The organism is Rufibacter psychrotolerans (assembly GCF_016924645.1).
GTDB classification, from domain to species: Bacteria; Bacteroidota; Bacteroidia; order Cytophagales; family Hymenobacteraceae; genus Nibribacter; species Nibribacter psychrotolerans.
Genome location: NZ_JAFFJV010000001.1, coordinates 527,971 through 543,226 on the forward strand (window position 1 = coordinate 527,971; position 15,256 = coordinate 543,226).

The window sequence follows — 15,256 nt, forward strand, 5'->3', positions numbered from 1 at the left end:
CCAAAACAGAAACCTACCCAAAGCAGTACGCCTGGCCTGGCTGTTGACCGGACCAGGCGTACCCTTTCAGAAGCTATCCATGCAGTTTACTTACCGGCCAATGAGCTGGTAGGTTTTCCCTTTCTCGGTTTTTAAGTCCAGCAGGGTGGTGGCGGGCACGGCGGGCCTTTGCCCCGTTGCCTTGGGCGAAACCAGCGGGGTCTTAATGGCAGCCAACTGGTAGAAGGGATTGGGGTTAGTGCCCTGGGCGGGCTGCAGGTCTCCCTTGCCTTTCAGGGTCAGGCCGTTGCCCACGCGCAGGCGGCAGTTACCGCCTAGTTCAGAGTGCAGGGTAAGGGCGATCACTTTGCCATTTTCCCAGCGCAGGTCCACCACAAAGCCTCCCCGGGCCACCAAACCTTTCACTTCGCCCGAAGGCCATTTTTCTGGCAAGGCCGGCAAGAGGTGCAGGGCACCGTCGTGGCTTTGCAGCAGCATTTCGGCAATGCCGGAGGTACAGCCAAAGTTGCCGTCTATCTGAAACGGCGGGTGCGCATCAAACAAGTTGGGGTACGTGCCTCCGCTTTCGCCTTTGGCCTCAACCCCGGCCGGGGTGAGTTGGTCTTCAATCAATTTATAGGCCCGGTTGCCGTCCAGGAGCCTGGCCCACAGGTTTACTTTCCAGCCCATGGACCAGCCGGTGGATTTGTCGCCGCGGTACACCAACGAGGTTTTGGCGGCCTGAAACAACTCTGGGTGGGTGAAAGGCGAGATCTGGTTGCTGGGGAACAGGCCGTACAGGTGCGATACGTGCCGGTGTTTGTCGGTGGGGCGGTCCCAGTCGTGCAGCCATTCCTGCAGTTGGTTATGTTGCCCAATCTGCATGGGAGCCAGCCTACTCCGGAGTTGGCGCAGCGTATCGGCGAAGGCCTGGTCGGTACGAAGGACTTCCGCCGCCCTAAGGGCGTTGGAGAAAACGTCAAACACCAGTTGGTTGTCCATGGTGGTGCCGGCGGCAATGGAAACCCCGCTCTGGTGCGCGTTCTCCGGCGACATGGACGGCACCACCACCAGCCACTGGTTGGAAGGTTCTTCCTGCAGTACATCGGCGTAGAATTGGGCCGCGCCTTTGAGCACCGGGTAGTATTCCTTCAGGAACTTCTGGTCGCCGGTGTACAGGTAATGCTGCCACAAGTGCTGGGTGAGCCAGGCACCGCCCATCGGCCACAGGCCGTAAAACGCGCCGTCTACCGGACCGGTAATACGCCACAGATCGGTGTTGTGGTGCATCGTCCAGCCGCGGGCCCCGTACATCTTAGCCGCGCTTTCCTTTCCGGTTTGGGCCAGGTCTTTGAGCAGGCTGAAGAGCGGCTCGTGCATCTCAGGCAGGTTGGTGACCTCGGCGGGCCAGTAGTTCATCTCGGTGTTGATGTTCACGGTATACTTGCTGTCCCAGGGCGGGGCAATCTTGTCGTTCCAGATGCCCTGCAGGTTGGCGGGTTGGGTGCCGGGCTGAGAGCTGGAAAGCAGCAGATAGCGCCCAAACTGAAAGTACAGCGCCACCAGCTCGGGGTCGTTGCCCTTGGCGAAGGCCGCGAGGCGCTCATTAGTAGGTTGGTTGCGGGCGGCGGAGGTGCCCAGGTGCAGCGATACCCGGTTGAAGTAGTTTTGGTAATGCTTTATGTGCGCCTGTTTGGCTTTGGCGTACTTCTTCTTGAGGGCGCTGGCCAGGTAGGAGGAAGCCCTGGCGGCCTCGTCTCCGCTCAGGTCCTGGTAGTTCCTGAAATTGGTGCCCATGGACACGTAGATGAGCGCTTCGGTGGCTCCAGTGATCTGGAGCGTAGTACCCGTAGCCGTGAGGGAGCCGCCCGTGAGCACCGGCTGCACCTGCGCCTGAAACTTCACTTTGCCTTTCTTGTTGTCCACGTCGCCGGAGGTGCCCGAAAGAATGAGTTTCCTGCCCTGGGTGCTCACCTGATAGAGCTTGTGCGGACTGTCGGCCTCCAGGGTGCAGGTGATGCTGTTGGGTTTACTGGCCGTGAGCCGGATGAGGATGACCTGGTCGGTGAAGGACGAAAACATCTCGCGCTTAAACGTGACGCCGTTTACCTGGTAGGAGACCGAGGCCACCGCCTGGCCAATGTCCAGGTCGCGGGTGTAGTGAGTGAACCGGTCATGCCCGGGGAACTGCAGGAACAGGTTGCCCACCGGCTGGTACGGCATGCCGTAGTTGTTGTGGGCCGGCGCGGCGCGGGGTACTTTCTGCAGGGCCAGGGCCTGGGCTTCCTTGTGTTTCCCGTCAAAGATCAGTTGCCTGATCTGGGGCAGGGCCGGGTAAAGGTCCAGGTTGAGGTTGTTGCCGGGCTCGCCGGCCCATACGGTTTCCTCGTTCAGCTGCAGTTGCTCGCGGGCCGGGTTGCCGAACACCATGGCCCCAATGCGCCCGTTGCCCAAGGGCAGGGCTTCGTTCCAGTGGGAGGCGGGTTTGTCGTACCACAACCGCAAGGGGGAGCTGGGTTGCGCGAAAGAGGGGGAAAAGGCCAGCCCCAGAAACAGGGCGAACCCCAGAAAAACAGTTTTCATGCGTAGACTTGGTTTTTGCGGTGTTTTCCAGAAAATAGGTTGAAAAGGGAGAGCGGGAAACAGGCGGCAGGAGAGCCTGCCACAAGAAAAAAGCAGGACTGTGGGGTCCTGCTTTTTTCTATGTGCATAGGTGGCTTACAGCGCCACCGGTTTCATCTTAGGCACCAGGCTCTTCATCACGCTCCAGGCAATGAGGTAAGCAAGGGCGCAGAAGGCGAACATGATGGTGTAGCCCGTTTCCACGTTGCCCAGTTTCTCGTAGTGGTCAAACAGGTAGCCGCCCACCTTGGTCACCACCACGCCGCCAATACCGCCGGCCATGCCGCCAATACCGGTCACCGAGGCCACCGATTTTTTAGGGAACATGTCTGAAACGGTGGTGAAGATGTTGGCTGACCAGGCCTGGTGGGCCGAAGCGCCAACCCCGATCAGGATAACCGGGAACCAGTAGCTGATGTCGCCCAGGGGCTGCGCGGCCAACACCACCAGCGGGAAGAGCGCAATCACCAGCATGGCGCGCATGCGGCCCTCATAAGGGTTATAGCCTTTGTTGATGAAGTACATGGGGAACCAGCCGCCGCCAATACTGCCCACCATGGTCATGCTGTAGAGCACGGCCAACGGAAGCATCACCTGCGTGCCGGTGAGGCCGTACTGAGCCTTGAGGTAAGCGGGCAACCAGAAGAGGAAGAACCACCACACCCCGTCGGTCAGGAATTTCCCGAACGCGAAGGCCCAGGTCTGTTTAAAGCCCAGCAGTTTGAACCAGGAAACCTTTTCGGCCGAGGCCGGGGAATCCGGCTCCAGCACCGGCTCGCTGTCGCTGCTGATGTAATCGCGCTCGGCGGCGCTTAATTTTTTCTGACGGTCTGGGGTCTCGTAGTAATAGAACCAGAACACCAGCCACAGGAAACCAATGGCCCCAATGATGAAGAAGGTGTACTCCCAGCCCAGGTGCGAGGCAATCCACGGCACAGTGACAGGGGCCAGAATGGCACCCACGTTGGAGCCGGAGTTGAAGATACCCGTGGCCAGCGAGCGCTCCTTTTTAGGGAAGTACTCGGCCGTGGCCTTGATGGCCGCCGGGAAGTTACCAGACTCACCGAAACCCAGAAAAGCGCGGGCCACCATAAAACCCAGCACCGACACCGGTACGGCGGCAAACCCCAGGGTAGTAGCCAGCGGACTCACGGCACGGCCCAGCGGCTCGGCGTACGCGTGCAGGATGGCCGCCAGCGACCAGATGATCAGGGCCCAGGCGTAGCCCCACTTGGTGCCCAACCGGTCAATGATGCGGCCGGCGAAGAGCATGGAGATGGCGTAGGTAAACTGGAAAACCGCCGCAATGTTGGCGTAGTCGGTGTTAGACCAGCCAAATTTCTCGGCCAGCATGGGCTGCAGCAGACTCAGTACCTGGCGGTCCAGGTAATTGACCGTGGTGGCGAAAAAGAGCAGGCCACAGATGGTCCACCGGTAACCGCCAATCTTTTCTTGGCTGAGCATAGGCCTTGGGTTTGTTTGTTTTGTTTGGGTCATAGGGGCACGGTTAAATTATTGTTTACATGTCTGGGCTAAGTGCAATGCGCGGGTCGTGAGGTCCTGTAATTGACTGAACTGGCGGTTGGCCAGGATTTCTTTGCTGATGAGTTTGCTGCCCATGCCCACGGCACAGACGCCCGACTTGAACCAGGTGCGGAAGTTCTCTTCTTCCAGCTCCACGCCCCCGGTGGGGATGAACAACTGCCCCGGGAACAGCTCCTTGATGGAAGCCACAAACGCCGGGCCTACAATGTTGGCCGGGAAGATCTTGATCAAAGCGGCCTGCGCCTGCTGCGCCACATGGATCTCTGTGGGCGTGAAGCACCCCGGAATCCAGAGCAGACCGGCCTCGTGCACCAGGTTGCCTACCTGCGGGTCCACAATGGGGGCCACCACGTAATCGGCGCCGGCCTGGAGGAAAGCCTCGGCCTGATGCACGGTTTTAATGGTCCCGATGCCCAGGTGCAGGTCCTGGTACGTTTTCAGCTCGTTTTTCAGAAACGTGAAGTTTTCCAGCGCGGCAGCCCCGCGGTTGGTGTACTCCAAGGTTCTCACGCCGGCCTGGTACAGGGCTTTCACCACCTCCAGGCTCAGCTGAGGGTCTTCGTGGAAAAACAGGGGCAATAACCCTTGGTCCAGGATGGCCTGCAGGGCCGTTTCTTTAGTTGGCATAGGCTTGGATGGTTTCCTCAATCTCGGCTACCGTGCTGGTGGTAGCGTCGCTTTCAATGAATAATTTCTTAAAGGCCGCAGCCGTGGCAAACTCCAGCGTTTCTTTGGGCGAGCGCTGGTGGTAGAAGCCGTAAATGAGCCCGGCCATGAAGCAGTCGCCGCTGCCCACTTTGTCCAGGATTTGGTCTACCACGTACTCCTGCGACACGTGCAGTTCGCCCTGGGTGTAGAGCGTGGTGAAGTAGCGGATGCCCTTCGGGCCGTGGTCAAAGCGGAAGGTGTTTGCTACGATCCTGCATTTGGGGAATTCCTTCAAAATAGCCTCTGAGGTTAAGGTGGCGTGCTGCAGGAGTTTCTCTTTCTCAATGTCCTGCACCAGTTCTTCCTGCAGCGGCATGCCCAGCATTTTGTTGGCGGCCCACACGTTGCCCATGATCAGGTCACAGGAAGCGGCCAGGGCTGGCATGACCTCCACCGGGTCTTTGCCGTACTTCCACAGCTTGGCGCGGTAGTTCAGGTCCAGCGATACGAAGATGCTGCGGTCCTGGGCGGCTTGCAGCGCCTCGGCGCAGACCTCGGCGACGTTCTGGTTGATGGCCGGGCAAATGGCGCTGAAATGGAACCAGCTCACACCTTCAAACACCTGGTCCCAGTTGATGGCACTGGTTTTCAGGTCGGCGTACGCCGAGCCCGCGCGGTCATAGATCACGCCGGCGTTTTTGAGGTCTTTTCCCTTGGGCAGGTAATAAAGGCCCACGCGGTCGCCCTGCAGCACCACCGGACTGGTATCAATCTGGCGCTCCTGCATGTAACCCATCAGCTGCTCAGCGATAAAATTCTGGGGCAGCGCGGTAAGGTAGGCCGAGGGAACGCCCCACAGCGCCAGGGCTGTGGCCACGTTCAGTTCGGCACCGCCTACGTAGAACGGCAGCTTGTTTTCCTGCAACCACTGGCCGTCGCCATCGGGGCAGATTCTCAGGAGCAGTTCTCCAAATGATAAGACTTTGCCTGCAGCCATGGCTTAGAAGTTGAAGTAATTTTTGGCGTTGTGGTAGCAGATGTTCTCCACCATCTGACCTAACCATTCCATCTCTGAGGCCGGCAGTTCGCCGTTCTCCACGTCGTTGCCCAGCATGTTGCAGAGAATTCTTCTGAAGTACTCGTGGCGTGGGTAGGAGAGGAAGCTGCGCGAGTCGGTGAGCATGCCCACGAAGCGGCTCAGCAAGCCCATGTTGGACAGGGCGTTCATCTGCTCTTCCATACCTTGCTTCTGATCCAGGAACCACCAGGCAGATCCGTACTGGATTTTGCCCGGTGTGCTGCCGTCGTTGAAGTTCCCAATCATGGTGGCGTACAGCTCGTTCTGGCTCGGGTTTAGGTTATACAAAATAGTCTTGGCTAATTGGTTGGAGTTGTCCAGCTTGTCCATGAACTTGGCCAACGGACGGGCTACGTCAAAATCCCCGATGGAATCGAAGCCGGTATCTGGGCCCAGTTCACGCATCATGCGGGTGTTGTTGTTGCGCAAGGCGCCCAGGTGGAATTGTTGGGTCCAGCCCTTGGCGTGGTCCATCAGAGCCAGTTCCACCAGCATGGCTGATTTGAATTTCAGGACCTCTTCTTTGGTCAAAGGCTGTTTTTGCAGCGCTTTTTCAAAAATGGAGGCAATCTCCTGGTCGGTGTATTCCTCGGCGTACATGGTTTCCAGGCCGTGGTCAGACAAACGTCCGCCCTGGGCGTGGAAGAAGTCGTGGCGCTGCTGCAGGGCGTCCAGCAAATTGCGGTAGCTGCTGATGGAAACACCCGAGGCGGCCTCCAGTTTCTGCAGGTACGCCAGATAGCCGCCGTCTTCAATGGCCATGGCCTTGTCCGGACGGAAGGTTGGCAACACCTTAATGCCGAAATCATCAGCGGCTATTTTCTGGTGGTGCTCCAGGCTGTCAATCGGGTCATCGGTGGTGCAGATGGTCACCACGTTCATTTTCTTCAGGATGCCACGCACACTGAATTCATTGGACTGCAGCATCTCGGTGGCCCTGTCATAGATCTCGCGGGCTGACTCCGGCTTCAGGACTTTCTCAATCCCGAAGGGGCGCTTCAGCTCCATGTGGGTCCAGTGGTACAGCGGGTTACGCATGGTGTACGGCACGGTCTGGGCCCATTTCTCAAACTTGGCGTAATCATCGGCGTCACCGGTGCAGAAACGCTCGGGAATGCCGTTGGTACGCATGGCGCGCCACTTGTAATGGTCGCCCTCTAACCAGATCTGGGTCAGGTTCTTGAATTTTCTATCGTTGGCAATGTCCTCCGGATTCAGGTGACAGTGGTAGTCAATGATGGGCATGTGCTTGGCATGCTCATGGTACAAGGCCTGGGCTGTCTTGGTCTGGAGAAGGAAGTTGTCGTCTAAAAAGGACATGTACTTGGCGTAGTTAGATGAAAACAAACCGGGAAAGCCTCCAATGCTGGCGGGCCAGGGCGGCGGTTTTCCGGGTATTTTGGTGAAAATAGGTCAAAAACAGACAGCTTCTGCCAAGATGCTGCCTGTTTTTAGAACAAAAGGGAAGGAACGGTAGGGTTAAACGGCTTTTACCGCCTCCTGCTGTTGCAGCAGGCCTAGCTCCTGAACTACGGTTTGCGCCAGGCCTTCTACCTGGGTAAGGTCGGTGCCCCAGAACTCCTGGTTGGCCAACACGGCCTGCACCGTTTCTTCGGGAGAATCTTTCTGCCAGGCGGCCTGGAAGAACTCCAGCACCTCGGGGGTGTCGTTCAGCGGAATCTGCTCGCCGTTGTACTCACCTTTGTAGAACAGGATCAGGGCGGCCAGCGCATGCAGCAACCGTTGCGGCACCTGGCCTTTGCGTTTCTGGTACTCCAGTACCGACGGCAGCACGCGCACCTTGTATTTAGACACGGAGTTGAGCGCGATGGATTGCAGCTCGTGGCGGATGAACGGATTCTGGAAACGCTCGATCACGTCGTTGGCGAACTGGTTCAGCTCCTCGGCGGAAAGGTCCAGCGTGGGGATGATTTCCTCAAAAATGGCTTCCTTGATGAACTGACCGGCTTTCTCGTCTTCCACGGCTTCGCGCACGGTGCGCAGGCCTTGCAAGTAGGCCACCGGTACCAGCGCCGTGTGGGCGCCGTTGAGGATGCGCACTTTGCGGGTTCTGTATGGGGTAAGATCGTCCACGAATTTCACCTGCAGGCCCGCCTGCCCGGTGGGGAAGGCCTGGGCCACCGATTCCGGCGCCTCGATCACCCACAGGTGGAACGGCTCGGCCTTCACCACCAGGTTGTCTTCAAAGCCCAGTTCCTGCTGAATCTCTTTGATGGTGTCTTTGGGGAAGCCCGGCACAATGCGGTCTACCAGCGTGTTGCAGAAAATAGTATCGTTCTGGATCCAGGCGGTGAACTCGGTGGGCAGGTTCCAGTGCTGCGCGAACTGCAGCACGGTGGCGCGCAGGTTCTCGCCGTTTTTCTCAATCAGTTCGCACGGAATAATGGTGAGGGCTTTGTCTTTGGCTCCCGCAAAATGCGTGAAGCGGCGGTACAGCAAGGCCGTTAATTTGCCCGGGAACGAGCTGGGCGTGGTGTCAAAGTTCACGTCGGCGGCCTCAAAGCAGATGCCGGCCTCAGTGGTGTTGGAGATGATGAACTCCAGGTCTGGGTTCTCGCCCAACCTTAGGTACTCCTGGTAGTCGGCGTACGGGCTGTGGGAGGTGCCCACGCAGGTAATCAGCCGTTTCTCCTGCACCGTCTGCCCGTCCTGAATGCCTTCCAGCACCACGTGGTACAAGCCGTCTTGCTGGTTGAGCAGTTGGTAGATGCCCTTGTCCAAGGGCTGCACAATCTCAACCGCCCCGTTGAAGTCGGTCTTCTCGTTCAGGATATCAATGATCCAGTCCACAAACCCGCGAAGGAAGTTTCCCTCGCCAAACTGTACTACTTTGGTGGGCCTGGTTTGGGCAATGTTGGCGGTGGTTCTGTTCAGGTGCTGCATAAGCTTTCTACATTAGGTTGGGAGCCGGGCACGGGGCCTGGGGCTCAATTAGTCAATGGGAAAAAGGAAAAGCGCCTGGGGCTTTCCCTGGGGTGGGTTGGGGCAGGGTGCCTTTCCGTTTTGGGCCTGTTTTAAGCAAAACCGGCCCAAAACAACCCGTTATTTTTTAGGCGGGGCGTTCCGTAGCGTGGAGCCCCTGATGATGAGTTCTGGCTTGAGGACCGTTTTCTGCGGCACCAGTTTCTTGTCGGCGCTGGCTTTGAAGTGTTCAAAGAAGAGCTCGGCGGTGATGCGGCCCATGGTCAAGCTGAACTGGTCCACGGTGGTGAGGGCCGGGTCTGAGAACGAGGTGAACGGCTCGTTTCCGAAGCCGGCCACGGCAATCTCGTGCGGCACCTTAATGCCGTTTTCCTTGAGTACCTGCAGGGCTCCCATGGCGCCATAGTCCGAGGCCGAGAACACGGCGTCGGGCCTTTCGGCCAGGCCCAGCAGCTGCTCCATGCTGGCGCGGCCGTCTTCCAGTTGCAGGTTGCTCTTGATGACCAGTTCCTCTGAGAAGGGCACCTCGTAGTCGCGCAGGGCGTCCATGTAGCCGCGCAGACGCTCCTTGAACACGCTCACCTTCTTGGGGCTGGTGAAGTGGGCAATGCGGCGGCAACCCTGTTGGATGAGGTGCTCCACCACCTTGTAGGCGCCCAGGTAGTCATCAATCACTACCTGGCTTACCTCCAGGGCGTCGGTGGTACGGTCAAACAAAACCAGCGGAATGCCTTTTTCCTGCGGGCGCTTGTAGTGGTCAAAGTTCTCGGTGTTCTTGCCAATAGAGGCGATGATGCCGTCCACGCGGGCGCTCAGCAGCGCGTCTATGGTCTGCACCTCTTTCTCGTAGTTGTCATAGGACTGACAGATGATCACCTTGTAGTGCAGCTTGTTGGCGATTTCCTCAATGCCGCGCACCACCGAGGCGAAGAAGGCCCGGTCGGCGGTGGGTACAATGATGCCAATGATGTAGCTTTTGCCGTTGCGGAGGGCGGCGGCAATGTTGTTTGGCTGGTAGTTCAGCTGCTTGGCGGCTTTGAGGACCGCCTTTTTGGTCACCTCGCTGATCCGGGGGTTGTCGTTCAGGGCCCGGGACACCGTGGAGGCGGTGATGTTGAGCTTCTCTGCAATGTGGTGAATGGTCACCTTTGGTTTACTGCCCATCTTGTTGCTCGCCATATAGGTACGATCAAATAGTCAATTCCGTCTTTTCTAACGGGCGCCTAGCGCTCGTTGCTGGGTTTGCCAATGGTGGCCAGGATGCCGCCGTCTACGTACAGGATCTGCCCGTTCACGAAGTCGCTGGCGCGGCTGGCCAGGAAAATAGTGGCGCCGCCCAGATCCTCGGGGTCGCCCCAGCGCCCGGCCGGGGTGCGGTGCACGATAAAGTCATTGAAGGGGTGGCCGTCTACCCTAATGGGCGCGGTCTGGTCGGTGGCGAAGTAGCCGGGGCCAATGCCGTTCACCTGCACGTTGTAGCGGGCCCACTCGGTGGCCAGGTTCTTGGTGAGCATTTTCAGGCCGCCTTTGGCCGCCGCGTACGCGGTAACCGTGTCGCGGCCCAACTCGCTCATCATGGAGCAGATGTTGATGATCTTGCCCGCCCGGCGTTCCACCATGTACTTGCCCACCGTCTTGGACATGATGAACGGACCGGTAAGGTCCACGTCTAGCACTTTCCTAAAGTCGGCCACGTCCATCTCCAGGGCAGGTACCCGCTGGATCATGCCGGCGTTGTTCACCAGAATGTGGATGGGGCCTACCTCTTGCTCAATGCGCGCGATGTTCTCCTGGGCTAGTTCCTCGTTAGTGACGTCAAAGAGATAGCCTTTCACGTCCAGGCCCTGCTGGCGGTACTGCTCCAGGGCAAGTTCCATTTTCTGGGGGGTGTTGCCGTTTACCACCAGGGTGGCGCCCGCTTTGCCCAGGGCCGTGGCCATGGCCATGCCCAGTCCGTGGGTGGCACCGGTTACCAGGGCTACTTTGCCCGTTAAATCAAATAAATGGGTCATAAACGGCTATTTCAGGTCAGTGGTGGCTACTTTGTCCATGTCGTTGTAATCCAGGTTTTCGCCGGCCATGCCCCAGATAAAGGTGTAATTGGAGGTTCCGGCGCCGGAGTGGATGGACCACGGCGGGGATATGATGGCCTGGCGGTTCTTCACCCACAGGTGGCGGGTTTCGTCGGGCTCGCCCATGAAGTGGCACACGGCCTGGTCTTCGGGCAACTCAAAATAGAAGTAGGCCTCCATGCGGCGGTCGTGGGTGTGGGCCGGCATGGTGTTCCAGACGCTGCCTGGCTTCAGTTCGGTCACGCCCATCTGCAGTTGGCAGGTTTCCACCACCGAGTTGATCAACACCTTTCTGATGGTGCGGTGGTTGGCGGTTTCCAGCGAGCCCAGTTCCACGGTCTCGGCCTCGGCCAGGCGCACCTGCTTGGTAGGGTAGGCGTGGTGGGCAGGGGCTGAGTTGAAGTAGAAGTAGGCCGGGCCGTTGGCCGCCGGGTGAAACACCACTTCCTTTACGCCCTTGCCAATGTAGAGTGCTTCCTTAGGAGCCAGCACATACTGTTCTCCCTCCACGGTCACGGCCGCTTCCTGCCCCACGTTGATGATCCCTATTTCCCGGCGGTCCAGGAAGTAGTCTGAGCGCAGGGTAGGGAAGGTCTCCAACGCCACCGGCCCGTTCACCGGGTGCACGCCGCCCACAATGAGCCTGTCATACAAGGTGTAGACCAGCTCAATGGCATCGGGCTGAAACAGCTCCTCAATGAGGAAGTGCTCCCGCAGTTTCTGGGTTCCGTACCCTTTGAAATCCTGGGGGTGAATGGCGTGGCGGGTGGTATGGTGTAGGGGCATAGGGTTGATAAGTTGATGTAATCGTTTGCGCAAATTACAAATTTATCAATAAGTTGGGTGAGGTTGCCCCAGAAAAATCTTTTGGATGATGCAAAGAGCAAGTGTAAATATGCTGCATGCCTAATATAAAAATGTTAACCCAAGCGGGGTAAAGGGGTGGTTTTTATAAAACTCTTAAAAAATGCGGGTTAAATTTTGGCATTCATGGTAATTAATAGTAAATATGCAATCGGTTGCGCATAATACTGCTAAACCGCCAGATTGCTTCGTGTTCCTATCAAATTATCAAAAATCAAATTGTTCCTTATGCAACAAGCATTACTTAAGAAGAGCCGCTACCTGCTGGTGCTTGCTTTTTTCTTTTCAGCGATGGTGGGCGCCTATGCCCAGTCGGTCACCATCACTGGGAAAGTGACAGATGAAAAGAAGGAAGGCCTGCCCGGCGTAACCGTGCTCCTGAAGGGTACCACCACTGCCAATGCCACTGACGTGGACGGAAATTACTCCTTGTCGGTGCCCAACGGTACCGGAACCCTTGTGTTCTCTTACATAGGCTTCCAGTCGCAGGAGGTGCCTATCAACGGACGCACCACCATCAACGTTGCGCTGGCCTCTGATGCAAAGGTAATTGATGAAGTAGTGGTGGTGGGTTACCAGCCCGTGACCAGAAAGGAACTGACCAGTGCGGTTTCCTCGGTAAACGCGAAGCAAATCCAGGATGTGCCGGTAAGTACCGCGGCCGAGGCCCTGGCCGGCCGTCTGGCGGGGGTGCAGGTAAACACCTCTGAAGGACAGCCCGGTGCCGAGATCACCATTCGGGTGCGGGGCGGTAACTCCATCACGCAGAGCAACGAGCCTCTTTATATAGTAGACGGTATTCAGGTAGAGAACGCCCTTTCTTTCCTGTCGCCGCAGGAGATCCAGTCCATTGACGTGCTGAAGGATGCGGCGTCTACGGCCATTTACGGGGCGCGGGGGGCAAACGGAGTAGTGGTGATCACTACCAAAGGCGGCCGTGACATGCCCACCCAGGTGACCTACAACGGTTTTGCCGGGGTGCGTCAGATTGTGAACAAACTGGATGTGATGAGCCCGTATGATTATGTGAGATACCAGTACGAGATCTACAACCGCAACACCAACGAGGAAACCCGCAATAGCTTCAGAGACAACTACGGTCGCTTTGAGGACTTGGACATTTACCGCAACATGCCGGCCGTTGACTGGCAGGAAGAGGTGTTTGGCCGTTCTGCCTTTAGCCAGACCCACGTGTTGGGAGTTACCGGCGGTAACAAGTCAACCTCCTTTAACTTCACCCTCAACCACGTAGACGAGGAAGGTATCATGCTGAACTCAGGCAACGTGCGTACCCTGGCCTCCCTTAAGTTTGACCACACCGTAAATGACCGGTTCAAGGTGGGGTTCACCACCCGCTACAGCCGCCAGCAGATTGAAGGGGTGGGTACTTCCAGCACCGGTACGCAGAGCACCAACCGCTTGCGTAACGCCGTGCGTTTCAGACCATACATCTCTCCGGGTTTTGAGAACCTGGTAGACGAGTTTGACCCTAACTTCTTCGCCAACACCAACCTGACCAGTCCGGTGCTGTTGGCCAACCAGGAGTTGCGCTATGACAACCGCAATGACGTAATCTTCAACGGGTACGCCAGCCTTGAACTGATCAAGAACCTGACCTTCAAGAGTGTGTTCGGAATCAGCGCCACGGAGAGAAACCGGAAAGACTTTAATGGTACGGCTACCGCAATTGCCCGCCAGAACAACGCCCAGCCGGTGGTGAACCTGTCGGGCGGTGAGCAATACACCATCACCAACTCCAATACCTTAAGCTACCGCACCAAGTTTGGCGAAGACCACAGCGTGAACGTGTTGCTGGGCCATGAGCTTTGGAAAAGAGACAATGAAAGCAACAGCGTGCAGGTAAGATGGTTGCCTACCGACATTACCCCAGAGCAAGCTTTCGCGGGTATCCAGAAGGCAACTCCTCCGGCTGGTTTGATCCAGAGCCCGGCCGCCACTTCTGAGTCCGGGGAAACCTTGTTCTCGTTGTTTGGTAGCGTAGGCTATAGTTTTAAAGAGAAATACCGAATCAACGCCGCCTTCCGCCGTGATGAGTCTTCTTTGTTTGCCCCTGAGTACCGGACTGGTTATTTCCCCACCGTTTCCCTGGCCTGGCACATTGGCGAGGAATCGTTCATGGAGGGTACCAAAGGCTGGTTGAACGACCTGAAAGTGCGCTTCGGCTTTGGTGCCGTAGGGAACAACCGCATTGTGCCAGACCAGTGGAGATCTATCTTTGAGGCCAACACCACCGACGGGTACGCTTACACCGAGGCCATCACGCCGGGTTTTGTGCCGGCATCACTGGCCAACAGAAGGTTGAAGTGGGAGACCACCGTTTCCAAAAACCTGGCGGTTGACTTCTCCCTGTGGAACAGCAGACTCAACGGTAGCATTGACTTCTACCAGAACGACACCAAAGACCTGTTGCTGCTGGCCAAGACACCGCCTACCAGCGGATGGGAAAACCAGCTGCAGAACGTGGGTAAAACCAGAAACAGAGGGGTGGAGTTACAATTAGACGGGGTAGTGATGGACAAGGGTGACGTAACCTGGACTGCCAACTTCAACGTGACACACCAGAAAAACCGGATTGTGAGCCTGGGAACCGATACCCAAGGGCAGCCGCTTAAATCTTACCCATGGCCTTCAGGATGGATCACCAGCTCTTACCAGGACTTCCTGGTGGAAGTGGGCGGCCCGGTAGGCCAGTACTACGGCTACGAGACCGATGGCTTCTACACCCTGGATGATTTCACCATCACCCACAACCCTACTACCAATGTTTGGTCTTACACCCTGAAAGAAGGAGTGGCCAACAGCCAGAACATTGCCTTGGGCAACAGAGCCCCGCAGCCGGGTGACCTGAAATTGAAAGACCTTACCCCAGACAACGGCTCAGACATGATTGGACTGGACGACAGAAAAGTACTGGGCAACAACCAACCTAAGTTCTTTGGTGGTTTCAACCAGCAGGTGACTTACAAAGGCTTTGACCTGAGCTTGTTCCTGAACTTCTCTTATGGTGCCAAAGTGTACAACGCCAACAAGATTGAGTTTACCACCCAATACCTGTACAGAGACAACAACATGTTGTCTATCATGAACGACCGCTGGAAGTGGTACAATGAAAGCGGACAGCTGGTGACCAACCCAGACGAACTGGCCGCCATGAATGCCAACACCAAGTACTGGACACCGCCAGGAGGACAATATTTCCTGCACTCCTTCGCCATTGAAGACGGTTCTTACCTGAGAATCTCCAACCTGACCCTTGGCTACTCACTGCCAGAGGCCCTGCTGAAGAGAACCCGGGTAATCTCAAAACTGAGAGTGTATGGTACTGTGAACAACCTGGCTACCATCACCGGTTACTCTGGGTATGACCCTGAGGCCAACACCAGACGCAATGCCCTGACGCCTGGCGTAGACTACGCGGCCTATCCGCGCAGCCGCTACATTGTGGGTGGTGTAAACATTACTTTCTAATGCAATAACTGAGTAA

10 protein-coding genes are annotated in these 15,256 nt (G+C 57.1%); 1 reads left to right on the forward strand and 9 read right to left on the reverse strand.

The genetic code is table 11. From position 1 onward, the window contains the following. Nucleotides 1-90 precede the first annotated feature (90 nt). The 9 genes from JT718_RS02060 to kduI form a co-directional block, all read right to left on the reverse strand. On the reverse strand, nt 91-2,562 hold the full coding sequence (locus tag JT718_RS02060; protein ID WP_205500004.1) for a glycoside hydrolase family 95 protein: 2,472 nt from the start codon (nt 2,560-2,562) through the stop codon (nt 91-93). Between the two features lie 135 nt (nt 2,563-2,697). Then, nucleotides 2,698-4,065, reverse strand: a complete 1,368-nt coding sequence (locus JT718_RS02065; protein ID WP_205500005.1) for an MFS transporter — start codon at nt 4,063-4,065, stop codon at nt 2,698-2,700. Between the two features lie 48 nt (nt 4,066-4,113). Further along, nucleotides 4,114-4,773 carry a beta/alpha barrel domain-containing protein gene (locus tag JT718_RS02070; RefSeq protein WP_205500006.1) on the reverse strand — a complete coding sequence of 220 codons (660 nt, stop codon included), beginning with the start codon at nt 4,771-4,773 and terminating at the stop codon, nt 4,114-4,116. Beyond that, a complete protein-coding gene (locus JT718_RS02075; protein ID WP_205500007.1) occupies nt 4,763-5,791 on the reverse strand; it encodes a sugar kinase in 1,029 nt (342 codons plus the stop codon). Before JT718_RS02075 ends, JT718_RS02070 begins: the two co-directional genes overlap by 11 nt. A 3-nt stretch (nt 5,792-5,794) precedes the next feature. After that, nucleotides 5,795-7,192, reverse strand: a complete 1,398-nt coding sequence (uxaC, locus tag JT718_RS02080) for a glucuronate isomerase (RefSeq protein ID WP_205500008.1) — start codon at nt 7,190-7,192, stop codon at nt 5,795-5,797. A gap of 159 nt (nt 7,193-7,351) precedes the next feature. Next, nucleotides 7,352-8,776: a tagaturonate reductase gene (locus JT718_RS02085; RefSeq protein ID WP_205500009.1), complete on the reverse strand. Its 1,425-nt coding sequence runs from the start codon at nt 8,774-8,776 to the stop codon at nt 7,352-7,354. A gap of 159 nt (nt 8,777-8,935) precedes the next feature. Then, on the reverse strand, nt 8,936-9,979 hold the full coding sequence (locus JT718_RS02090; protein WP_205500010.1) for a LacI family DNA-binding transcriptional regulator: 1,044 nt from the start codon (nt 9,977-9,979) through the stop codon (nt 8,936-8,938). 59 nt (nt 9,980-10,038) lie between these two features. Further along, the gene (locus tag JT718_RS02095) at nt 10,039-10,827 is read right to left on the reverse strand and encodes a gluconate 5-dehydrogenase (protein WP_205500011.1); all 789 of its coding nucleotides are present in this window, start codon (nt 10,825-10,827) and stop codon (nt 10,039-10,041) included. Nucleotides 10,828-10,833: 6 nt separating this feature from the next. After that, the gene (gene kduI / locus JT718_RS02100) at nt 10,834-11,673 is read right to left on the reverse strand and encodes a 5-dehydro-4-deoxy-D-glucuronate isomerase (protein ID WP_205500012.1); all 840 of its coding nucleotides are present in this window, start codon (nt 11,671-11,673) and stop codon (nt 10,834-10,836) included. 306 nt (nt 11,674-11,979) lie between these two features. On the opposite strand from kduI, the gene JT718_RS02105 reads away from it, so the two are divergent. Continuing rightward, complete coding sequence (locus JT718_RS02105) at nt 11,980-15,240, forward strand: SusC/RagA family TonB-linked outer membrane protein (RefSeq protein ID WP_205500013.1); 3,261 nt, start codon at nt 11,980-11,982, stop codon at nt 15,238-15,240. The last annotated feature ends 16 nt before the right edge of the window (nt 15,241-15,256 follow it).